Source organism: Polaromonas sp. P1_F4, from assembly GCF_056405675.1.
In genome coordinates this window covers 40,210-61,273 of record NZ_JBFUBP010000004.1, presented here as the reverse complement: position 1 = coordinate 61,273, position 21,064 = coordinate 40,210, and the positions used below count along the sequence as shown (strand labels likewise).

General features: G+C 63.0%; 20 protein-coding genes. 15 read left to right on the top strand and 5 right to left on the bottom strand.

Annotation, left to right across the window (positions count from 1 at the left end; translation table 11 throughout):
- Window positions 1-58: 58 nt before the first annotated feature.
- Complete coding sequence (locus tag AC1DYQ_RS10015; RefSeq protein ID WP_457279081.1) at window positions 59-1,273, top strand: MFS transporter; 1,215 nt, start codon at window positions 59-61, stop codon at window positions 1,271-1,273.
- Window positions 1,274-1,407: 134 nt separating this feature from the next.
- Here AC1DYQ_RS10015 and AC1DYQ_RS10010 read toward each other — a convergent pair whose 3' ends face one another.
- Together AC1DYQ_RS10010 and AC1DYQ_RS10005 are read right to left on the bottom strand one after the other, a co-directional pair.
- Window positions 1,408-3,156, bottom strand: coding sequence for a bifunctional protein-serine/threonine kinase/phosphatase (locus AC1DYQ_RS10010; RefSeq protein WP_477686669.1), 1,749 nt, complete (start codon window positions 3,154-3,156; stop codon window positions 1,408-1,410).
- Between the two features lie 69 nt (window positions 3,157-3,225).
- Complete coding sequence (locus tag AC1DYQ_RS10005; RefSeq protein WP_477686668.1) at window positions 3,226-4,506, bottom strand: type IV pili methyl-accepting chemotaxis transducer N-terminal domain-containing protein; 1,281 nt, start codon at window positions 4,504-4,506, stop codon at window positions 3,226-3,228.
- Window positions 4,507-4,756: 250 nt separating this feature from the next.
- On the opposite strand from AC1DYQ_RS10005, the gene AC1DYQ_RS10000 reads away from it, so the two are divergent.
- The 11 genes from AC1DYQ_RS10000 (at window position 4,757) to AC1DYQ_RS09950 (ending at window position 16,174) form a co-directional block, all read left to right on the top strand.
- Window positions 4,757-4,906 carry a hypothetical protein gene (locus AC1DYQ_RS10000; RefSeq protein ID WP_477686667.1) on the top strand — a complete coding sequence of 50 codons (150 nt, stop codon included), beginning with the start codon at window positions 4,757-4,759 and terminating at the stop codon, window positions 4,904-4,906.
- A 52-nt stretch (window positions 4,907-4,958) separates the two neighbouring features.
- Window positions 4,959-7,394, top strand: a complete 2,436-nt coding sequence (gene nirB / locus AC1DYQ_RS09995; RefSeq protein ID WP_477671575.1) for a nitrite reductase large subunit NirB — start codon at window positions 4,959-4,961, stop codon at window positions 7,392-7,394.
- A gap of 37 nt (window positions 7,395-7,431) precedes the next feature.
- Window positions 7,432-7,854: a nitrite reductase small subunit NirD gene (gene nirD / locus AC1DYQ_RS09990; protein ID WP_457279086.1), complete on the top strand. Its 423-nt coding sequence runs from the start codon at window positions 7,432-7,434 to the stop codon at window positions 7,852-7,854.
- Between the two features lie 41 nt (window positions 7,855-7,895).
- Entirely contained in the window at window positions 7,896-8,018 is a 123-nt protein-coding gene (locus tag AC1DYQ_RS09985) for a hypothetical protein (protein ID WP_457279087.1), read from the top strand.
- Window positions 8,011-10,899: a nitrate reductase gene (locus tag AC1DYQ_RS09980; RefSeq protein ID WP_477686666.1), complete on the top strand. Its 2,889-nt coding sequence runs from the start codon at window positions 8,011-8,013 to the stop codon at window positions 10,897-10,899. Before AC1DYQ_RS09985 ends, AC1DYQ_RS09980 begins: the two co-directional genes overlap by 8 nt.
- A gap of 43 nt (window positions 10,900-10,942) precedes the next feature.
- Window positions 10,943-11,872, top strand: a complete 930-nt coding sequence (ybiB, locus tag AC1DYQ_RS09975; protein WP_477686665.1) for a DNA-binding protein YbiB — start codon at window positions 10,943-10,945, stop codon at window positions 11,870-11,872.
- Window positions 11,869-12,636, top strand: coding sequence for a uroporphyrinogen-III C-methyltransferase (gene cobA, locus AC1DYQ_RS09970; protein ID WP_477686664.1), 768 nt, complete (start codon window positions 11,869-11,871; stop codon window positions 12,634-12,636). The genes ybiB and cobA overlap by 4 nt, the downstream gene beginning before the upstream one ends.
- Before the next feature lie 90 nt (window positions 12,637-12,726).
- Window positions 12,727-13,851 (top strand): sterol desaturase family protein, encoded by a 1,125-nt coding sequence (locus AC1DYQ_RS09965; protein WP_457279092.1) that lies wholly within the window; start codon window positions 12,727-12,729, stop codon window positions 13,849-13,851.
- Between the two features lie 67 nt (window positions 13,852-13,918).
- A complete protein-coding gene (locus AC1DYQ_RS09960; protein ID WP_477686663.1) occupies window positions 13,919-15,172 on the top strand; it encodes a BaiN/RdsA family NAD(P)/FAD-dependent oxidoreductase in 1,254 nt (417 codons plus the stop codon).
- 227 nt (window positions 15,173-15,399) lie between these two features.
- On the top strand, window positions 15,400-15,612 hold the full coding sequence (gene rpsU / locus AC1DYQ_RS09955) for a 30S ribosomal protein S21 (protein ID WP_007872347.1): 213 nt from the start codon (window positions 15,400-15,402) through the stop codon (window positions 15,610-15,612).
- Between the two features lie 112 nt (window positions 15,613-15,724).
- The gene (locus AC1DYQ_RS09950; RefSeq protein ID WP_477666378.1) at window positions 15,725-16,174 is read left to right on the top strand and encodes a GatB/YqeY domain-containing protein; all 450 of its coding nucleotides are present in this window, start codon (window positions 15,725-15,727) and stop codon (window positions 16,172-16,174) included.
- Between the two features lie 125 nt (window positions 16,175-16,299).
- Here AC1DYQ_RS09950 and pmbA read toward each other — a convergent pair whose 3' ends face one another.
- Window positions 16,300-17,736, bottom strand: a complete 1,437-nt coding sequence (pmbA, locus tag AC1DYQ_RS09945; protein WP_477686662.1) for a metalloprotease PmbA — start codon at window positions 17,734-17,736, stop codon at window positions 16,300-16,302.
- Between the two features lie 25 nt (window positions 17,737-17,761).
- Between pmbA and yjgA the strand changes: the two genes are divergently transcribed.
- The 3 genes from yjgA (at window position 17,762) to AC1DYQ_RS09930 (ending at window position 19,373) form a co-directional block, all read left to right on the top strand.
- Window positions 17,762-18,370, top strand: a complete 609-nt coding sequence (gene yjgA, locus AC1DYQ_RS09940; protein WP_477686661.1) for a ribosome biogenesis factor YjgA — start codon at window positions 17,762-17,764, stop codon at window positions 18,368-18,370.
- Window positions 18,367-18,960 (top strand): molybdopterin adenylyltransferase, encoded by a 594-nt coding sequence (gene mog / locus AC1DYQ_RS09935; protein WP_477686660.1) that lies wholly within the window; start codon window positions 18,367-18,369, stop codon window positions 18,958-18,960. The genes yjgA and mog overlap by 4 nt, the downstream gene beginning before the upstream one ends.
- Window positions 18,961-19,034: 74 nt before the next feature.
- The gene (locus AC1DYQ_RS09930; protein WP_477648091.1) at window positions 19,035-19,373 is read left to right on the top strand and encodes a DUF4870 domain-containing protein; all 339 of its coding nucleotides are present in this window, start codon (window positions 19,035-19,037) and stop codon (window positions 19,371-19,373) included.
- An 81-nt stretch (window positions 19,374-19,454) separates the two neighbouring features.
- Here the strand turns inward: AC1DYQ_RS09930 and cysE are convergent, their stop codons facing one another.
- Window positions 19,455-20,228 (bottom strand): serine O-acetyltransferase, encoded by a 774-nt coding sequence (gene cysE / locus AC1DYQ_RS09925; RefSeq protein WP_457279099.1) that lies wholly within the window; start codon window positions 20,226-20,228, stop codon window positions 19,455-19,457.
- A gap of 9 nt (window positions 20,229-20,237) precedes the next feature.
- A complete protein-coding gene (locus AC1DYQ_RS09920; RefSeq protein WP_477686659.1) occupies window positions 20,238-21,053 on the bottom strand; it encodes an RNA methyltransferase in 816 nt (271 codons plus the stop codon).
- Between the last annotated feature and the right edge of the window lie 11 nt (window positions 21,054-21,064).

Below are 21,064 nucleotides of genomic sequence, written 5' to 3'. Positions count from 1 at the left end.
GGCATGCTTTTCGCACTGTTTCTGTGAATCAACCATCTTCACAGAAAGAGCTTGCACCATGGCGGGGTTTCGTAATTTTCTCAAGGCTGGCCACGCGCCCACACTAGGTGCAGCGTTTTTCTACTTCGCGTTTTCGTGCTGCATCTGGGTCATGAACGGCGCCATGGCGCCTTTCATTTCGGAAACCTACAAGCTCTCGCCCACAGAAAAAGGCGTGATGCTGTCGGTTCCCATCTTCGCCGGTGCGCTGATGCGCTTTCCGCTGGGCGTGCTGGCCCAGTACATTGGCCGCAAAAATGCCACGCTGGTGGAAATGGGCCTGATCATGGTGGCGCTGCTGTTCGGCTATTTCGTGGTCGACTCCTACAGCAGCCTGCTGGCCATGGGCGTGCTGCTGGGCATTGCCGGCGCCAGTTTCGGCGTAGCGCTCAGCCTGGGTTCGGGCTCCTTCCCTCCCCGCTACAAGGGCTTGGCCATGGGTCTGGTCGGTGCGGGCAACGTGGGCACCGCTGTCTCCGTGCTTGTCGCGCCGGCGCTGGCGCAGCGCTTCGGCTGGCAGTCGGTCTACGGCATTGCCGCCGTAGCCATGCTGCTGCCGATGATCGCGATGATTCTTTTTGCCAAAGAACCCGACGATGTGGACAGCCACGCCACCCTGCGCGAACACGTGGCCTGCCTGTTTGAAAAAGACGGCTGGGCCTTCAGCCTGATCTACGCCGTGAGTTTTGGCGGTTTCATCGGGCTGGCGACGTTTTTGCCTTCCTACTACTACGACCAGTTCGGCGTCAGCAAGGTGCAGGCCGGGCAGCTGTCGATGCTGGCAGCTTTCATGGGCGCGGCGCTGCGCATCTTCGGCGGCTGGATCTCGGACCGCTGGGGCGGCGTGAATACCTTGAGCGTCGTGCTGCTCACCATCGCCGTCACACTCGTGGCATGCGGGCTGGCCAGCAAATCCCTGGTGGCCACCACCTTGCTGGTGATGCTGTGCTTTGCCGCATTGGGTGCAGGCAATGGCGCCCTTTTCCAGCTGGTACCGCTGCGCTGGCCCCTGGCCACCGCGGTGGCCGGCTCCATGATCGGGGAAATCGGCGCATTGGGCGGCGGCCTGGTGCCCAATGCCATGGGTATCTCCAAGCAATATGCGGGCACTTACATGTGGGGGTTCTTCTTTTTTGCGGCGCTGTCGCTGGGCATGCTGGTGATGCTGAGGGTGATGCAAATTCGGTGGACACGGACCTGGGCGGAGAAAGGTGGACGGGCGCGGACTGCTTGAGGATGCGCCTTTAGCTGAAGCCGCTGGCCGGGGGTTGCCCGGCCAGCTACCCTCAGCAAAGTGCGCGCTATCAATTCAATAGCTACTCGCGCCCGTCCCCATTGCCCCAGAAACCGATTCAATACTCAATCACCTTACCTGGGCAAAAACAGCAGCCAGTAAATCAGCAACACATTGACCAGCACACTCACCCCCAGCAGCAATTTCCACAACACCACGGGATCCCGATGGATCAGGGGCGTCGCCTGCGGTGCCGTCAGCGGCCGCGAGGCGCCCCGCTCCAGCGCCAGCAACAATTCTTCGGCGGTTTCAAAACGCCTGCGCTTGTCGCGCGCCACGGCCTTGAGCACGATGTGGTCCAGCCAGATCGGCACTTCGGGGTTGATGCGGCTGGGTGCCACCGGGTCGCGGTAATACCGGCCGGCCTGGTAGGGCAGCACTTCACCGTAAGGAAGCCGGGCTGTTAACAACTGGTACAGCGTCACACCCAGCGCGAACAAATCGCTTTGCGCATCGGGCAACTCCTCCGGCCCATCTGCGCTGCTTGCGCTGAAGCCCCACTGCTCGGGGTTGATGAAGCTGGGCGTACCGGCGTGCAGCTTTCGCATGGCCTCCGGTTCACGTCCGCTCAATGCCACGCCGAGATCCAGCAGCCGCAGCACGCCATCTTCGCCCTGATGGAGGTTGGCCGGCTTGATGTCGCGATGAATGACGCACTGCCGGTGCAGCCGGCCCAAGGCCCGCGCGGCCTGGGTGGCCACGCCCAGCACCTGCTCCACGCTGAACTTGTGGCGGCGGTCAAGCTGCTGCTGAAGTGTCTCGCCGCTGTGCCAGTCATACAGCAGGTAAAACGCACTGCGCTCTTGCCCGCCCGGCAGGCGCTCATGAAGGTTGACCAGATGCTCCGCCGCCCGGCCCGACTGCATGCGCATGGCCAGCCAGGCCTCGTGGGCCAGCATGGCACGCTCTTCTTCGTCATGCGACCTCGAAGGGTGCAGCGTCTTGAGGGCATACAGCACCCGTGTAGCGGGATCGCGCACCTGATACAGCACATTGATGCCGTTGTCGGCCACCGGCGCCGTCACGCTCAGGCCGTCCATCACATCGCCCACCTTCAAACGCGGCGGGATGGGCAGGGTCTGCGCAATGCGGTTGACGTCCTGCAGTGTTGCGTCGAGCAAACCGCGCACCCGCACCACCACGGCCGTCACGTTGTCGTTGCTGCCTGCCGCCAGGGCCGCCTCGACCAGGTTCTGGCTTGCAAGCTGGGCACCTCCAGCCTCCTCAAGATCGGCAAAGCCCTGCAGCCGCGCGTCACGCACCACGCCGTGCACGCCATCCGTCAGCAACACAAAAACGTCACCGACCTGCAGGTCACCCTGCATGTAGTCCACCACCACATGGTCCTCGGCCCCCACCGAACGCAGCAACTGGTGCCGAAAGTCCGGGTGATTGACTGCATGGTCGTGCGTGAGCTGCTGGGTTTTGCCGCCGCGCAGCAAATAGGCCCGCGAATCGCCGACATGCGCCAGCGTGTACGACTGCCCGCGCATTACCAGCGCCGTGAGGGTGGTCAGGCCCATGGCCGGACTGCGGCGCTGGTTGATACCCGCCAGCCAGGCGTTTTGCGCCCCGATGATGCGGTCCAGGGCCACGGTGGTGTCCCACGTTTCGGGCGTGCCGTAGTAGTCACGGACCAGGCTGGTCACGGTGGTCTGCGCCGCCTCCCGGCCCATGCCGCCTGTGCTCACGCCATCAGCAATCGCCACGATGGAACCCATACCCTCCTGCCCCGCCTCGGGCAGCATCGCAGCGCAAAAGTCTTCGTTGGTGTTCTTGCGGCCCGCAAGTGTTGCGAAGCCAATGTCCAGATCAAATGCCATGCACCAAGATAAGCAAGTTTAATGCCCGAATTTGGTGCATCGCAACAATGCACGACTGGCGTGCAGGCCCTAGCCCACCAGCATTTGCATGCTGTGTTCGTACTGGGCCGACAGCTGCTCAAAGACGTCGAGGAGGTCTTCGCTGGCCGTCGCCAGGCTCTCCAGGCGACGGGGGTCTTTGTCCATGGAAACCGCGCCCTCGCGCATGTGCTGCCAGCTGATGGCCGCCCGGTCCAGCGACAGGCGGATGTCCTTGCTGGTCAGTGGAATGTCGTTCAGGTACTGCAAGGCCTGCTCGAATGCCGCCTGGGACTCGGCCATGCCGGCCTCGCTGCGGGCCAGCGTTGCCTTGCCACCCGTGGCCCTGAGCAGGGCATATTTGGCAAAACGCTGGCTCAGCATGCGCTGACGGCCGGCCAGATTCAACATCTGCAAGGGAGGCATTGCGCCGGCGCTCTCCAGGCTGCTGGTCATGCGCTCGGCGTCCTGCAAAAGCAGGTCTGCCAGTTCATCCAGGTGAGCCATGCTGCCAGCAGCGGGCGTGTCCTGCAGGGCAATCTTGAGCCGCCCCCAGGTAATGGATACCTGCCCCAGCAGGTCTCCAAAGGTGGGCTGCGAAAGGCTTTTCCCCAGCGAAACCAGGTTGGCGTCGATGCGCAGCACCGACTCTTTCAGCAGCTCTTTGGCCCGGGCGGCCTGCACCCCCGCCAGCTGCAACAGGGCAAGCTTGACCAGCCGCTGCGACAACATGCGCAACTGGCCGGAACGGTTGACATCCTCAGCGAAGCGCGCCGAATGGATGATGTGCTCCGACACCTGCCCCAGCCGCTGGTTGGTATGCATGGAAGCGGTCCGCAAAATATGGAAAGCGTCGTCGTCCGACATCTGCCGGGCCCGCATCAAAATACCTTTGGCCCGGTCCACCGCCTTGCGCTCTTCAAGCCGGCTGGCAGCCTCCTGCACCTGGGCACGCAGGGCCTGCTCGCGGGTAAAACGCGCCTTGGCGAGGTGAATGAGGGGCCGCAGGCGCTGCGCACCATAACCGTTGACCACATAGGCATGAACACCCACCTCGGTGGCCCGTGTGATCTTTCCCGCGTCTGTGTCGCTGGTGAAAACAATGACGGGACACGGCGCCGTGTCAGCCAGCAGTTGCAAGGCCTTGAAAAGCTCATCACCCGGAAGCGGGTCATGGCAAATCACCACATCGGGGGCCTGCCGGAGCACTTCCTGCACCAGTTTGCTGCGCTCACCCACAGGCCCCAGCACCTGGATGCCAGCGGCCTCCAGGTCTGAAACCAGGGGATGTGCGCCACCGGGGCCGTTCAGATTTACCAATGCGGAGGTCATACAAATCAAGGGGTTAAGCGGGGAACAGCGACATGGTTCGCAAGTCGCAGGCCATGCCACCGCCACGCCGGTGCCGGGAAAGCTGCGAATCCCAATGATATGGCACAAGTCTTGCGTCATTTGCAGCGGGCGTAACGACGCGCCCAACCTTAGCGAATGCACTGCGGGTTCTGCGCACAACGACGTGCGTAATGGTGTGCCTCATACCGGGTTGACAGCCCGGATCCCTGTTTTTCCGGGAGAGAGCATCATGATTTCCACTCAATTTTTGACAAATCAGACAGATCCGCTGGTGTTGGCGAACTACCGCTGCGTTGCTGCGCCTCATCCTGGCGCCGAGGCCATTTACGCCGCTCTGCCCGCCCGTTGCCCATCTGCTGCCGCGTTCGCCGTGGCATGACGCTTGCACATTGGACCTTGAACATGACATCGAATCAATCTGGAGTAGCCCCATGAAAAAATCAAAACTGGTGATGGTCGGCAATGGCATGGCCGGCGTTCGCACCCTTGAGGAGCTGCTCAAGGTCGCCCCCGACCTCTACGACATCACGGTCTTCGGCGCCGAGCCCCATCCCAACTACAACCGCATCCTGCTCAGCCCCGTGCTGGCCGGTGAGCAGACGCTCGACGAAATCGTGCTGAACAGCTGGGACTGGTACAAGGACAACCACATCACGCTGCATGCCGGCAAAAAAGTGGTTGAAGTGGACCGCATCAAGCGCGTGGTCCGCGCCGAAGACGGCACCGAAGAGGAATACGACCGCCTGCTGATGTGCACCGGCTCCAACCCCTTCATCCTGCCCGTGCCCGGCAAAGACCTCAAGGGCGTGATTGCCTACCGCGACATCGCCGACACCAACGAGATGATCGCCACAGCCCAGAAGTACAAAAAAGCGGTGGTCATCGGCGGCGGGCTGCTGGGCCTGGAAGCGGCCAACGGCCTGATGCTGCGCGGCATGGAAGTCACCGTGGTGCACGTCATGCCCTGGCTGATGGAGCGCCAGCTTGACGACGTGGCGGGCAAGCTGCTGCAAAAATCCCTGGAAGACCGCGGCCTCAAGTTCATGATCGGCGCGCAGACGCAGGAACTGGTGGGTGGTGAAGACGGCCGCGTGACCTCGATCAAATTCAAGGATGGCACGGAAGTGGCCACTGACCTCGTGGTCATGGCAGTCGGCATCCGGCCGAACACACAGCTCGCGGAATCCATGCGCCTGCACTGCAACAAGGGCATCGTGGTCAACGACACCATGCAGACCGTCACCGATGCGCGCATCTACTCGGTCGGCGAATGCGCAGCCCACCGCGGCATTGCCTATGGCCTGGTGGCTCCGCTGTTCGAACAGGCCAAGGTTGCGGCCAACCACCTGGCGCAGTTCGGCATAGGCCGTTATTCCGGTTCGCTCACGTCCACCAAACTGAAAGTCACCGGCATCGACCTTTTCAGCGCCGGCGAATTCATGGGTGGTAGCGGCGCTGAAGAAATCGTGATGAGCGACCCCTTCGGCGGCGTCTACAAAAAACTCGTCATCAAGGACGACAAACTCATCGGCGCCTGCCTTTACGGCGACACCGTGGACGGCAGCTACTACTTCAAGCTGCTGCGTGATGGCCGCAGTGTGGCCGACATCCGCGACAAGCTGATTTTCGGAGAGTCCAACCTCGGCGACGCCGGCCACGAAGGCCAGAACAAGGCCGCACTGATGGCCGACGACGCCGAAGTCTGCGGCTGCAACGGCGTCAACAAGGGCACGATCTGCAAGGCCATCAAGGAAAAAGGCCTTTTCACGCTTGACGAAGTGCGCAAGCACACCAAGGCCAGCGCCTCGTGCGGCTCCTGCACCGGGCTGGTGGAGCAGATCCTGATGTTCACCGCGGGCGGCGACTACTCGGCCACGCCCAAGCTCAAGGCCATGTGCGCCTGCACCGACCACGGCCACCAGGCGGTGCGTGACGCCATCCGCGCCAACAAGCTGCTGAGCATCTCGGACACCTTCAAGTTCATGGACTGGAAGACGCCCAACGGCTGCGCCACCTGCCGCCCTGCCGTCAACTACTACCTGATCAGCACCTGGCCCAAGCAGGCCAAGGACGACCCGCAAAGCCGCTTCATCAACGAACGCAGCCACGCCAACATCCAGAAAGACGGTACCTACAGCGTCATCCCGCGCATGTGGGGCGGCGAAACCACGGCCAGCGAGTTGCGCCGCATTGCGGATGCAGTCGACAAATACAAGATCCCGACCGTCAAGGTGACAGGCGGTCAGCGAATCGACTTGCTGGGCGTGAAAAAGGAAGACCTGCAAAACGTCTGGAAAGACATCGGCATGCCTTCGGGCCACGCCTACGCCAAGGCCCTGCGCACGGTGAAAACCTGCGTGGGCAGCGAATGGTGCCGCATGGGCACGCAGGACAGCACGCAAATGGGCAAGGACCTGGAGCGCGCCATGTGGCGCATGTATGCACCGCACAAGGTCAAGTTTGCCGTGAGCGGTTGCCCGCGCAACTGCGCCGAGTCCGGCATCAAGGACGTCGGCATCATCGGCGTCGATTCGGGCTGGGAGATGTACATCGCCGGCAACGGCGGCATCAAGACGGAAGTGGCCCACTTCTTCACCAAGCTCAAGACCGCGGCCGAGGTGCTCGAATACACCGGCGCCTTCTGCGAGCTCTACCGCCAGGAAGGCTGGTACCTCGAGCGCACGGTGCATTACGTCAATCGTGTCGGCCTGGACTATGTGAAGAAAAAAATCCTGGAAGACCACGAAGGCCGCAAAGCCCTGTGGGAGCAGTTGCAGTTTGCGCTGGACGGCGAGCCGGACCCCTGGTTTGACCTGAAAGAAGCGTCGGTGGACGCCCGTCAGTTCGAAAAACTCACGCCCGCCTGACCGGCTGCCCGTCTTAAGCCCGAATTGAGAGATCACTATGTCTGAATGGAAAAAAATCTGCCTGGTCACCGACATCCCGGTGCTCGGCTCGCGACGTGTCTCACGCGCCAAAGGTATTGATGTGGCCGTGTTCCGCAATGACCAGGACCAGGTGTTTGCGCTGCTGGACCGCTGCCCGCACAAGGGCGGCCCGCTGTCGCAGGGCATCGTGTTCGGCACCAGCGTGGCCTGTCCCCTGCACAACTGGACCATAGGCCTGGCGGACGGCTGCGCCAAGCAGCCCGACGAAGGCTGCACGCCCAAATTCACCTGCAAGGTAGAAACAGGCCAGGTCTTCCTGGACGCTGTCGAGCTGGACACGCTGGCGCTGGATTTGCAGCCCCCTCGCGCCGGCCCGGGTGCAACCAGTGGCGCATTGGGCGACGAAAGCTTCAGCGTGCAGGCGCCTCACACGGCATAAGCCGCATCACCGGAATAAACGCGAAGGCTCCCTGAACATTCATGACTGATACCCGATCAACTTGCCCGTATTGCGGTGTCGGCTGCGATCTAACAGCTCATGCTGTTGATCGCTTTGCGATGCACGACAAAGGCCGCAGCCTTGGCTTCGTCCATCATGGCTGAGACCCGGTCAACCTGCCCCTATTGCGGTGTCGGCTGCGGCGTCATCATTGAATCGCAGGGCGACGAAATCACCGGGGTACGCGGTGACCCGGAACACCCGGCCAATTTCGGGCGGCTGTGCACCAAGGGCTCGACGCTGGCGCTCACCGCGACGGCATCCGTTACGCGACAGACGCGCTTGCTGCAGCCGATGCGGCGCGAACATCGGCATGAAGCGCCCAAGCCGGTGTCCTGGGACAATGCGCTCGGCTTTGCCAGCGAAAGCTTTGCGCAGATCATCCGCGAGCATGGGCCCGATGCAGTCGGTTTTTACATTTCAGGCCAATTGCTGACGGAAGACTATTACGTCTTCAACAAGCTGGCCAAGGGCCTGATCGGCACCAACAACGTCGACACCAACTCGCGCCTGTGCATGAGCAGCGCAGTGGCGGGCTACAAGCAGACGCTTGGCGCCGACGCGCCGCCGGCGTGCTACGACGACGTGAACCACGCCCAGTGCATTTTCATTGTCGGCAGCAACACGGCCTACGCGCACCCCATCCTGTTTCGCCGCATTGAAGACGCCAAGGCAGCCAACCCGGCGATGAAGATCATTTTTTGCGACCCGCGCCGCACCGACACGGCCGAGATCGCCGACCTCTACCTGGGCATACAGCCGGGCACCGATGTGTCGCTCTTCAACGGCATGCTGCACATCATGCTGTGGGAAGGCTGGACGGACGCCGCTTACATTGCGGCGCACACCACGGGCTTTGACGCGCTCAAGGCCACGGTGCGCGACTACACGCCCGACCTGGTGGCCGAAACCTGCGGCATCAAAAAAGAAGACCTGCTGGCCGCGGCCAAACTCTTCGCCACCTCGGCCACCACGCTGAGCCTGTACTGCCAGGGCCTGAACCAGTCCAGCAGCGGCACCGCCAAGAATGCCGCACTCATCAACCTCCACCTGGCCACAGGCCAGATCGGCAAACCGGGCGCCGGCCCCTTTTCATTGACGGGGCAGCCCAATGCCATGGGCGGACGCGAAGTGGGCGGCCTGGCCAACCTGCTGAGCGCGCACCGCGACCTGGCCAACCCCGATCACCGCGCCGAAGTCGCTGCGCTGTGGGGCGTGCCATCAGTGCCAGAGACACCGGGCAAGACAGCTGTTGAAATGTTCCAGGCTGCGGCCGATGGCGAGATCAAGGCATTGTGGATTGCCTGCACCAACCCGGCCCAGTCCATGCCCGACCAGGCCACCGTACGCCGCGCCATGGAGCGCGCCGAGCTGGTGATCGTGCAGGAGGCTTTTTCCACCACGTCTAGCTGCGACTACGCCGACCTGCTGCTGCCGGCCACGACCTGGGGTGAAAAGATCGGCACGGTGACCAACAGCGAGCGCCGCATCAGCCGCGTGCGGCCGGCCGTGGCTGCGCCAGGCCAGACACGCCACGACTGGTCCATCGCGGTGGACTTTGCACTGCGGCTTGAAAAGCTGCTGCCCAGCCGCGCGGCAGCCGGCGCCACCCTCTTCCCCTATTCGCTGGCCGAGGAAGCATCAGGCGCGGAAACCATCTGGAACGAGCACCGCGAATCCACCCGCGGCCGCGACCTCGACATCACCGGCTTGAGTTACGCACTGCTCGACGCCGCACCGCAACAGTGGCCCTTCAAGACGGGCGACACGGCGGGCAAAGTGCGGCTGTATGAAGACGGCGTGTTCCCCACCGCCGACGGCAAGGCCCGCTTTGTCAACACGGTCTACAAGCCGGTAGCCGAGCCGCGCGAATCGCGTTATCCGTTTTCGCTTACCACCGGCCGGCTGCGCGACCAGTGGCACGGCATGAGCCGCACCGGCACGCTGGGGCGCTTGTTCGGCCACGTGGCCGAGCCCTCGATTCAAATGAACGTGCAGGACATGGCGCGGCGCCTGCTGAAAGACGGCGATCTGGTGCATGTCACGTCCAAGCGTGGCTCCATCGTGGTGCCGCTGCAGTCTTCACCTGAAGTGGCAGTAAGCCAGGCTTTCATGGCCATGCACTGGGGCGAAGAGTATTTAAGCGGTCAGTCGACCGGCGGCACGCCGCTGGCAGGCGTCAATGCGCTGACCACGTCGGCTTATTGCCCGAGCTCCAAACAGCCCGAGCTCAAGCACGCAGCGGTGAAGATCCTGAAAGCCGAAATGCCGTGGACGCTGCTAGCGATGGCCTGGTTGCCCGAGGGCGATGCGCTGGCGGCGCGTGAGCAGCTCAAGCCGCTGATGGCGCAATTTCCCTTCACCAGCTGCGTGCCGTTTTCCAACAACACACCGCTGGCCGACCGCAGCCTCGAACGCACCGGCGTGCTGTTTCGCGCGGCCAGCCATGAGGCGCCGCCTGACGAAACACTGGCCGCGCTGGAACGCATTCTCGGGTTGGATGCGGCCGATGTGCTGCGCTACGCCGACCGCAAAAAAGGCCAGCGCCGCACCATGCGACTGATGCGCAGCGAAGGCGACGTCCACCTCGCCGGCTTTGTACTGGCGGGCGACACCAGCGCCCAGGCCTGGATCAAAACCTTGCTGCAGGACGAGCTGGCCGCGCAATCGTATGGACGCCTGTTGCTGCTGCCCGGCGCCAAGCCACCGGTGGCGGTGCAGTCGCGCGGCAAGCCGGTGTGCACCTGCTTTAACGTCAGCGACATGGCCATCGACGAGCACTTGTCGCTGTTAGTGGCCGGTGGTGGCGGCGCCGGCCATCTGGGCACTGATGAAGAGCGCCTGGCCTCGCTGCAATCCACGCTGAAGTGCGGCACCAATTGCGGCTCCTGTGTGCCCGAACTCAAACGCCGGGTGCGGTCATCGCGCAACGACGCGCCGCCTTCAGCACCCCGTACCGTGATCCCTATCCGGCAAGTGGCTTAAGCTCATAACAAGAAGTTATCTGCATTGGCGGACAATCACGCTTATGGGCATTAGCCAATACATCAAGGAAATCGGTCGCGGCAAGGATGGCGCCCGCGCTTTGTCACGCGAGCAGGCTACGGACCTGATGGGTCAGGTGCTCGACGGCACCGTGACTGATCTGGAAATCGGCGGCTTTTGCCTGGCCATGCGCATCAAGGGTGAAACGCCCGAAGAGATGGCGGGTTTCCTCGATGCGCTGCACCAGCGCCTCAATCATCTGCCCGCCGGCGACAGCCCCACGGTGGTGCTGCCCAGCTACAACGGCGCCCGCAAGCTGCCGGTGCTCACGCCGCTGCTGGCGCTGTTGCTGGCGCGTGAAGGCGTTCCGGTGCTTATCCACGGCACACCCACCGAATCGAGCCGGGTTTTTGCATCAGAAGTGCTCCTGGCCCTTGACATACGAGCGCAAGCTGCTATTAATAAGATAGCAAACGGCGAAGTGGCCTTTGCACCGACCGAGCTGCTGCTGCCTGCGTTAAAGCGCCTCCTGGACGTGCGCCGCGCCGTAGGCCTGCGCAACCCGGCGCACAGCCTGGTCAAGATCATGACGCCCTGCCTGGGCAAGAGCCTGGTGGTGAGCAGCTACACGCACCCGGAATACGCTGTGTCGATGGCGCAGACCTTTGAGCTGACGGGCGCCAATGCATTGCTGCTGCGTGGCACCGAAGGCGAAGTGGTGGCCGACGCGCGCCGCATGCCGCAGATGGACGCCTTTATCGGCGGGCAGCGCTCACTCCTGCAAGAAACCCAGGCCGGCACGCTCGCCTCCATCCCCGACTTTCCCAAAACAGTGGACGCCGCCACCACAGCGGACTACATTCGCGCCGTGCTGGCAGGCGGCGTGCCTGTGCCGCCTTCGATTGCACGGCAAGTGGAACATATCTTGCAGTTGCTCCCTCAAATCAAGCTGCCTCACATTACGACATCATGAACAACGGAAAAGTCACTTTGGTAGGCGCCGGCCCCGGCGACCCGGAACTGCTGACCCTCAAGGCCCTGAAAGCCATCCAGCGCGCCACCGTGCTGCTGGTGGACGACCTCGTCAGCGACGAAATCGTGGCGTTTGCGCGGCCCGAAGCCCGCGTCGTGTACGTGGGCAAGCGCGGCGGCTGCAAGTCCACACCCCAGGCCTTTATTGAAAAGCTCATGCTGATGGCCGCGCGCGAAGGCGAAGAGGTCGTGCGGCTCAAGGGCGGCGACCCATTCATCTTTGGCCGCGGCGGCGAAGAGGTCGAGCACCTGCGCGCAGCGGGCATTGAGGTGGAAATCATCAACGGCATCACCGCCGGCCTGGCCGCCGTCACTTCGCTGGGCGTGCCGCTCACGCACCGCGAGCATGCGCATGGCGTGGTGTTTGTCACCGGGCATGCCAAACCCGGCGACACCGGCACCGACTGGAAGGCCCTGGCCGCCACCGCGCACAGCGCACGCCTCACACTGGTGATTTATATGGGTGTCAGCGGCGCGGAGCGCATCCAGGACGAACTTCTCTCCGGCTTGCCAGCCTCGACACCGGTCGCCGTGGTGCAGAACGCCTCATTGCCGGGCCAGCGCCACATCACCGCCACGCTGGGCACGCTCGCGCAGGCGCTTGGTCAGGCCGGCATGGCCAGCCCGGCCGTGATCGTCGTGGGCGACGTGATCAGCGGCGTCGCACTGGCCGCCAGCCACCCGCACGCGGTACGCGCAGCCTGAGTTCCTGCCGCCTGGCCGCAGCCCCGCCTCTGCCGGCACGGTGCGCGGCTACACTCCCCGAAGTCAAAACAACAGCAGGGGGAATGGGCGATGCTTGAAAAACTCAATGAACTGACGGAAAGCCACGGCGAGCTGCGCCGCGGCAAGGGCCTCATGAGCGGAGTGATCGCCCTCAGCCTGGGTGTGCTGTGCTTCCTGGGCGTGTTGGCCTTTCACTTCCCCGAATACCTCACCACACCGGAATTGCGCAAAAGCTACAACGTCGACGTGATCCGCATCGTGATGTTCACCTCGCTGGTGATTGCCGGCGGCATCTCGCTGGTCAACATCATCTTCAACCGCTCGCGCTGGCTGGCCGGCGCCGCCTTTTTGCTGGTGGTGGCCACCGCGCTGCTGGGCGGGCACAAGGTGCCGGTGAACGACTTCGCCGACAACACGCCTTACATCGGCCTGGACTGGTTCATCCTCGACCTGCTGGGCTCCTCGCTGATCTTCATCTTCATTGAAAAGCTGTTTGCGCTGCGCAAGGAGCAGCCGGTGTTTCGCGCCGAATGGCAAACCGACTTTCACCACTTCATCGTCAACCACATGATCGTGGGCTTTGTGCTGCTGGCGACCAACCTGCTGGTGCACAAGTTCTTCGGCTGGGCCGCCAACGACGGCATACGCGGCTGGGTGCAGGGCCTGCCCTTCTGGGGTGGCGTGTTGCTGATCGTTCTTGTGGCCGACCTGGTGCAGTACTGGACCCACCGCGCCTACCACGAGGTGCCGGTGCTGTGGCGCCTGCACGCAGTGCATCACAGCGCCAAAAGCATGGACTGGCTCGCCGGCTCGCGCCAGCACATACTGGAGCTCTTGATCACCCGCACGCTCATCCTGGCACCCATCTACGTGCTGGGTTTTTCCAAGGAAGTGATCGACGCCTACATCGTCATCGTCGGCTTCCAGGCGGTCTTCAACCATGCCAACGTGAGCGTGCGCCTCGGCCCGCTGCGCTACGTCATCGTCACGCCCAACTTCCACCACTGGCACCATAGCCAGGACCAGGAAGCACTGGATCGCAATTACTCGGCCCACTATGCCTTCATCGACTACCTCTTCGGCACAGCCGTGAAAAGCACCCGGCTCTGGCCGGAGCGCTACGGCGTGCTGGGCGACTACGTGCCGAATGGCTTTTTGAAGCAGCTGAAGTTTCCTTTCACCTGGAAAGGTTGAAGCGCTCGATGATTTGCTATGGTTTTTATAGCTGCTTGCGCCCGTTCACATTGACCCAGAGGCTGATTTGACACATCAATTCGATGTGGTTGTGATTGGCGCGGGTGCTGCCGGCCTGTTTTGCGCGGCCCAGGCGGGCCAGCGCGGCTTGAAAGTGCTGCTGGTCGATCACAGCGAAAAGGTCGCCGAGAAGATCCGGATCTCGGGCGGTGGCCGCTGCAACTTCACCAACCGCGACGCCACGCCCGCCAACTTCCTGAGCGAGAACCCGCACTTTTGCCGCTCGGCCCTGTCGCGCTACACCCCGCAGGACTTCATCGAACTGCTGCAGCGCCATGGCATCCCGTTTCATGAGAAGCACAAGGGCCAGCTGTTTTGCGACCGCTCGGCCGAAGACATCATCAATATGCTGCTGGTCGAGTGCGATGCCGGGCACGTGACGCGCTGGCAACCCTGCGCCATAAAAAGCATCAAATACGGCTCCAGCCCAGACGGAACAGGCGCCAGCAGCTATCAAATTGAGAGCGATCGCGGGCCGGTCGAAGCGCCGCAAGTGGTCATCGCCACCGGCGGCCTGTCGATCCCGAAGATTGGCGCCACCGATTTCGGCTACCGCATCGCCAAGCAGTTCGGGCTGCGCCTGGTCGAGCCCCGCGCGGCACTGGTACCCCTCACCTTTGACGGCGAAGCCTGGGCGCCCTATGCCCAGCTGGCAGGCCTGGCGCTGCCGGTGCTCATCGAGACCAGCCCCGCCGACGCGACGCCCAAGCAACGCAAAAAGGCCGTGGTTTTTTCGGAAGACCTGCTCTTCACCCACCGCGGCCTGAGCGGCCCGGCAGTCCTGCAAATCTCCAGCTTCTGGCGCGAAGGCCAGCCCATCCGCATCAACCTGGCACCCGGCGTGGACCTTCCGGCCCTGCTGCTGCGCGCCAAGGCCACCTCCAAAAAACTGATCGCCAACGAACTCGCCACCCTGGTGCCCAGCCGCCTGGCCGACGCGTGGGTCAGCCAGGACCCTGCGCTGCAGCGCCCCATCAGCGAAGCCACCGACAAGGCCTTGCTGGCCCTTGCGCAACGCCTGGCCGACTGGGAACTCACCCCCAACGGCTCCGAAGGCTACAAAAAGGCCGAAGTCACCGTTGGCGGCGTAGACACCCGCGATTTATCCTCCCAGACCCTGGAATCGAAGCAGCCAGGCCTCTATTTCATCGGCGAAGTCGTCGACGTGACCGGCTGGCTTGGCGGTTACAACTTCCAGTGGGCCTGGGCCAGCGCCCACGCCTGCGCGGGGGCGCTGGCCGCCCGCGCGGTAGCCGAATAGGACCAAAAAGGCCACAAAACACAGCCCCAGCCCCAGGGTTTCATGCAAGCCAGGGCCGCGGAACCGGCTTCGCCGGGCCGCAGGCGCAGCGCCCCCTCGGGGGGCAGCGCAGTACACGAAGTGACAAGCGTGGGGGTGGTATATAATCCAAGGCTTTGCTAGCAAACCCGCGCCTGGCCTGATCCTGATCAGATCAATTAAGGCGCACCTTTTGGATCAACTGAACAATGACCACCATCCGTGTAAAAGACAATGAGCCCTTCGACGTGGCTCTGCGCCGTTTCAAGCGCACCATTGAAAAACTCGGCCTGCTGACCGACCTGCGCGCCCGCGAGTTTTACGAAAAACCAACGGCAGAGCGCAAGCGCAAGAAGGCAGCCGCCGTCAAGCGCAACTACAAGCGTATCCGCTCGATGCAATTGCCGAAAAAGCTGTACTAATCTTTAGTACCGCCTCACGGCAACAAAAAGCCCGCACGAGGACGCTCTGCGGGCTTTTGTGTTTTTGGCGCAATGCGCCACCCCCACCCTATTCGCTTCAGGAGCATCACCAATGTCAGCACTCAAAGACCAGATCACCGAAGACATGAAGACCGCCATGCGCGCCAAGGACAGCGAGCGCCTGGGCACCATCCGCCTGCTGCTGGCCGCCCTCAAGCAAAAAGAGGTCGATGAGCGCGTGGTGCTGGACGACGCAGCCGTGGTCGCCATCGTCGATAAGCTGATCAAGCAGCGCAAGGACTCGCTCGAAGCTTTCCAGAAGGCTGAGCGCAAGGACCTGGCCGACAAGGAAGCAGCCGAGCTGGTCGTGCTGCAGGCCTACCTGCCCGCGCGCCTGAGCGCCGACGAAGTCGCCGCCGCCGTGAAAGCCATCGTCGCCGAACTGGGCGCCACCGGCCCCGGCGACATGGGCAAGGTCATGGGCGCAGTGAAAGCCAAACTCGCCGGCAAAGCCGACATGGGCCAGGTCTCGGCAGCGGTGAAGGCCGCGCTGGCGGGCTAAACAGAGCAGCCGGCGGTTACACCCCTCTTAGGCCAGTCCGAGCCGCGGAACCGGCTTCGCCGGGCCGCAGGCGGGGCGCCCCCTCGGGGGGCAGCGCATTACACGAAGTGAAAAGCGTGGGGGCCCTAACTCCCGGCGACCTTCATCCGGTTGACGAGAATCGAGCCCACGGTTTTGGCGCCGTAGTTGTAGGCGTCCGCACCCACCGCCTCAATGCCCATCAGCATGTCCTTGAGGTTGCCCGCAATCGTGATTTCCTCGACCGGAAAGGCGATGCGGCCATTCTCGACCCAGAAACCCGAAGCGCCGCGTGAGTAGTCGCCCGTCACATAGTTCACGCCCTGCCCCATCAGTTCGGTCACAAAAAGGCCGCGGCCCAGCTTGCGCAGCATGGCGTCCAGGTCGTCGCCCTTGCGGGTGTTGCGGCTGGTCATGATCAGGTTGTGTGAGCCACCTGCGTTGCCGGTGGTGCGCATGCCCAGCTTGCGGGCCGAATAGGTGCTCAGGAAGTAGCCCTCGACGCGGCCCGCCTCCACCACCTGGCGCGCCTTGGTCTTCACGCCCTCTTCGTCAAAAGGTGCGCTGCCTTTGCCCTTGCGCAGGTGCGGATCTTCGGCGATGTCGATGTGTTTGGGAAAAGCCGGCTTGCCCAGGCTGTCGGCCAGGAAGGTGCTTTTGCGGTACAGCGCACCGCCGCTCACGGCCTGCACAAAGCCGCCCAGCAGGCCCGCAGCCAGCGGCGACTCAAACAGCACCGGGCATTGCGTGGTCGGGATTTTGCGGCTCTTGAGCCGTGCCAGTGCACGCTCGGCGGCATAGCGGCCTACCGCTTCGGGGGCCGCCAATTCACCGGCGTCACGCATGGAGCTGTACCAGGCATCTCGCTGCATCTGGTCGCCCTTGCCGGCAATCGGCGCCACCGAAATGCTGTGGCGCGAACTGGCGTAACCGCCGCGAAAGCCCTTGGTATGCGCACTGAAAAAATGGCTTTGCTGCGCCGACACACCGGCGCCTTCGCTGTTGGTGATCAGGCGGCTGGTACTCAGGGCGGCGGCTTCGCACTGCAGGGCGAGCTGGGCGGCTTCTTCCGAATTGATGGACCAGGGGTGAAAGAGGTCGAGCGCCGGATGCACGCGCGCGATGTCGCGGTCATCGGGCAGGCCGGAGGTTTCGTCTTCCGCCGTGAACCGCGCGATGTCGTAAGCCGCTTTCACGGTCTGCTCGATCGCCGCTTTGGAGAAGTCGCTGGTGGCGGCATTGCCGCGCTTTTTGCCAATGTAGACGGTGATGCCCAACGACTTGTCGCGGTTGCGCTCGACGTTTTCAAGCTCGCCCTTGCGCACGCTGACTGAGAGCCCGCAGCCTTCGGAGGCTTCCGCGGCGGCATCGGTGGCCCCCAGTTTTTTGGCATGGCCAAGGGCGCTGTCGACGAGTTCCTCGAAAAAATCACGGTGGTAGCTGAAACCGGATTCGGGCTGGCCTGACTGGCTCTTGGGGCCCGGGACGGGGCGGGAAGCACTGCGTGTTGCGCCGCTGGCGCGAGAGGAAGCTTTTTGGGTCATATGGGTAGCTATGATACTGACTGCTATGAACAACAAGACTCCCAAGGCCATCAAGGGCTACTGGTCCAACGGCCGCTTCGTCAAACCCGAGGAAATCGCGCTTGAAGAAGTCGGCCCGCCCAGCAAAACCCAGCTCAAGGCCGAGGCCGACGAAAAACAGGCGCTCGGTGAAGCGCTGCTGACGCTGCGCGCCGATTTGATGGCGCGCCTGGACCTGCCCGACAAGCTGCGCGACGCAATTGCCGACGCAAAAAAGATCACGAACTTCGAGGGCAGGCGCCGCCAGATGCAGTTCATCGGCAAGCTGATGCGCCCGCTGGACCCTGACCCCATCCGCGAAGCGATCAACGAGCAGCTCAACGGATCGGCCGACCTGACGCTGGCCCTGCACCTGGCCGAGCAATGGCGCGACAAGCTGATCGCCGACGACGCCGCGCTGGGTGCCTGGCTCGAAGAACACCCCGGCACCGACTCCCAGCAACTGCGCGCGCTGGTCCGCCAGGCCCGCAAGGATGCCAAGCCCGAAAAACCCGGCGAAGCACCGCGCCACGGCAAGTCCTACCGCGAGATTTTCCAGCTGGTCAGGCAAGGCATGGCTCGAGGTCCTGAAGATGGCGAGGAGCCAGAAGCGTGAGCAGCGCCTTTGACGCGGTGAAGATTGGTATTGTCTCGGTCAGCGACCGCGCATCCGCCGGCGTCTATGTCGACAAAGGCCTGCCGGCACTCAAGGACTGGCTCACCCGCGCCCTGCGCAACCCCATCACCTTTGAAGAGCGCCTGATCCCCGACGAGCAGGCGGGTATCAGCGCCGCATTGATTGAGTTGGTCGACACCGGCTGCTCGCTCGTGCTGACGACCGGCGGCACTGGCCCCGCGCTGCGCGACGTGACGCCCGAAGCCACGCTGGCTGTTGCCCACAAGGAAATGCCGGGTTTTGGCGAGCAGATGCGGCAGATCAGCCTGAAGTTTGTGCCCACAGCCATTTTGTCGCGCCAGTGCGCCGTCATACGCGACAAATGCCTGATCATGAACCTGCCGGGCCAGCCCAAATCGATTGCGGAAACCCTCGAAGGATTGAAAAACGCCGACGGTTCCCAGTCTGTGGCGGGCATCTTCGCGGCCGTGCCTTATTGCATCGACCTGATCGGCGGCCCTTACCTGGAAACCGATGAAGCGGTGTGCCGGGCGTTCAGGCCCAAAAGCGCGGTGCGCCCGCCGCGCTGAACCTTGCCGCCCGCCGGTTTGGGCCTGGCCTCTTTCTCACGTAGTATTCGGGCTTTACAACACGAGGAGCTGAGATGGACGACCTGATTGAAACGCCGAGCAAGGAATCGAAAAACACCGCCGTGCTGATCTGGATCGGAACCCTGTTTCTGGGTTTCATTCCGGGGCTGATTGTCTACCTGGTGAAAAAGGACGACGCCTATATCCTGGACCAGTCCAAGGAAGCGCTGAACTGGTCGATCACCGCGACCATCGGCTATGTGGCGGCAATGATCCTGACCTTTGTGCTGATCGGCTTTCTGGTGTTCGCGGCGCTGGGCATCTGCCACCTGGTGTTCTGTGTCATGGGCGCGCTGGGCGCCTCCAACGGCAAGGCCTTCCGTGTGCCTTTCGCGCTTCGCCTGATCAACTGAAGCCCACCGGCGAAAACAAAAAAGGAAGGGCTCGCCCTTCCTTTTTTTTGCCCGTCTTATTCGCCTGCCTGTCTCACCGCCTTATTTACCGACCAGCTGATTGAGCTTGTCGGCTTCAAAGGTTTCCGTAAGCGCGGCGTCCTGCGGCACGCAATCCTTGCTCATGGCCGTCTGCGGTCCGGAGAGTTTCTCAATCGCTTGCCACAGCAGGGCGATCTGGTGCTCCTGGCCGGCGGCGCTGTCGATCAGCCCGCGCATGGCTTGCGACAGCGGGTCATCCTCCTGCGTGATGCCATAAGCCGAAAACTGGGTAATGGTGACGTCGGCGCTTTCCCCGGTCTTGGAGGGAATGATGCGCGCCGGGATGCCCACCGCCGTGGCGCCTGCCGGAACCGGCTTGATCACCACTGCGTTGCTGCCAATCTTGGCGCCGTCACCCACCAGGAAACCGCCAAGCACCTTGGCTCCCGCACTCACCACCACATCGCGGCCCAGTGTCGGGTGGCGTTTGGTGCCTTTGTACAGCGAGGTACCGCCCAGGGTCACGCCCTGGTAGATCGTGCAACCATCACCGATTTCCGCGGTTTCGCCAATGACGACGCCCATGGCATGGTCGAAAAACACACGTTCACCAATTTTGGCGCCAGGGTGTATTTCAATGCCTGTTACCCAGCGCGAAAAATGCGAAATGAAACGGCCCAGCCACTTGAAACCGTGGTTCCAGCACCAATGCGCCCGGCGGTGCAACACCTGCGCATGCACGCCGGGGTAGCAGGTCAGTGCTTCCCAGGCCGTACGGGCGGCAGGATCGCGGTCGAGAATGCACTGGATGTCTGAGCGGAGTCGGGAAAACATAGGCGAAGTCTACTGAGGCTGTGAACTGCTTGCTGGGACCACGCTTTTGCCCCTGGCTTCAGAGGCCTTCTGCAGCATGGCTTTGGCCACGCCGCGCAGGATGTGGATTTCCTCGGGGCTGAGCTGCGCGCGGTTGAACAGCTGGTTCAGGCGCGGCATCAGTTTTTTGGGCGAGGCCGGATCCAGAAAGCCGATGCCGGTCAAGGCCTCTTCCCAGTGCCTGAGCATGCCCGCCACTGCGGCCGCGTCGGCCAGCGTGGGTTCGGCCGTGGCCGGCTGCACGCTGAAGCCGCCCAGCGCCTGTCGCCAGTCGTAGGCGATCAGCTGCACGGCGGCGCCCAGATTGAGCGAGCCGAACTTCGGGTCGGTCGGAATACTCAGCGCCACATGGCAGCGGTAAACGTCCTCGTTCTGCATGCCAAAACGCTCGGAACCAAATAGAAAAGCAACCGAATCGGGTCTTTGGGCAATGGTGACGGGCGCGAGCAGCTCCTCTTTTGATAGCAGACCTGCCCGACCCAGCAGCTGCGCAAAGTGCTGGCGCGGCGCCCGCGTGGGCGGGCCAAAGTCGCGTGGCGTCATGGCGGTGGCGCACAGGTGCGCCATGCCGTCCACGGCTTCGTCCAGGGTGGCCACGATACGGGCGTTTTTGAGCACGTCGAGCGCGCCGCTGGCCCGCTGGATGGTTTCTTCGCGGTTGAGCACATTGGCCCAGCGCGGCGCCACCAGCACCAGGTCGTCAAAGCCCATGGTTTTCATGGCACGGGCCGTGGCCCCCACATTGCCCGCATGGCTGGTATTGATCAGGATGAATCGCGTGTGCATGGAGCTGGATT

Excerpts from the sequence above, each read along its gene's own strand:
- ybiB (WP_477686665.1), top strand. The coding sequence starts at position 10,943 with ATGGGCATTAGCCAATACATCAAGGAAATCGGTCGCGGCAAGGATGGC.
- nirB (WP_477671575.1), top strand. The coding sequence starts at position 4,959 with ATGAAAAAATCAAAACTGGTGATGGTCGGCAATGGCATGGCCGGCGTT.
- AC1DYQ_RS09980 (WP_477686666.1), top strand. The coding sequence starts at position 8,011 with ATGGCTGAGACCCGGTCAACCTGCCCCTATTGCGGTGTCGGCTGCGGC.
- AC1DYQ_RS10000 (WP_477686667.1), top strand. The coding sequence starts at position 4,757 with ATGATTTCCACTCAATTTTTGACAAATCAGACAGATCCGCTGGTGTTG.
- AC1DYQ_RS10005 (WP_477686668.1), bottom strand. The coding sequence starts at position 4,506 with ATGACCTCCGCATTGGTAAATCTGAACGGCCCCGGTGGCGCACATCCC.
- AC1DYQ_RS09930 (WP_477648091.1), top strand. The coding sequence starts at position 19,035 with ATGGACGACCTGATTGAAACGCCGAGCAAGGAATCGAAAAACACCGCC.
- pmbA (WP_477686662.1), bottom strand. The coding sequence starts at position 17,736 with ATGACCCAAAAAGCTTCCTCTCGCGCCAGCGGCGCAACACGCAGTGCT.
- rpsU (WP_007872347.1), top strand. The coding sequence starts at position 15,400 with ATGACCACCATCCGTGTAAAAGACAATGAGCCCTTCGACGTGGCTCTG.
- cysE (WP_457279099.1), bottom strand. The coding sequence starts at position 20,228 with ATGTTTTCCCGACTCCGCTCAGACATCCAGTGCATTCTCGACCGCGAT.
- AC1DYQ_RS10015 (WP_457279081.1), top strand. The coding sequence starts at position 59 with ATGGCGGGGTTTCGTAATTTTCTCAAGGCTGGCCACGCGCCCACACTA.
- AC1DYQ_RS09950 (WP_477666378.1), top strand. The coding sequence starts at position 15,725 with ATGTCAGCACTCAAAGACCAGATCACCGAAGACATGAAGACCGCCATG.
- AC1DYQ_RS09965 (WP_457279092.1), top strand. The coding sequence starts at position 12,727 with ATGCTTGAAAAACTCAATGAACTGACGGAAAGCCACGGCGAGCTGCGC.
- AC1DYQ_RS09985 (WP_457279087.1), top strand. The coding sequence starts at position 7,896 with ATGACTGATACCCGATCAACTTGCCCGTATTGCGGTGTCGGCTGCGAT.
- AC1DYQ_RS09920 (WP_477686659.1), bottom strand. The coding sequence starts at position 21,053 with ATGCACACGCGATTCATCCTGATCAATACCAGCCATGCGGGCAATGTG.
- yjgA (WP_477686661.1), top strand. The coding sequence starts at position 17,762 with ATGAACAACAAGACTCCCAAGGCCATCAAGGGCTACTGGTCCAACGGC.
- AC1DYQ_RS10010 (WP_477686669.1), bottom strand. The coding sequence starts at position 3,156 with ATGGCATTTGATCTGGACATTGGCTTCGCAACACTTGCGGGCCGCAAG.
- cobA (WP_477686664.1), top strand. The coding sequence starts at position 11,869 with ATGAACAACGGAAAAGTCACTTTGGTAGGCGCCGGCCCCGGCGACCCG.
- nirD (WP_457279086.1), top strand. The coding sequence starts at position 7,432 with ATGTCTGAATGGAAAAAAATCTGCCTGGTCACCGACATCCCGGTGCTC.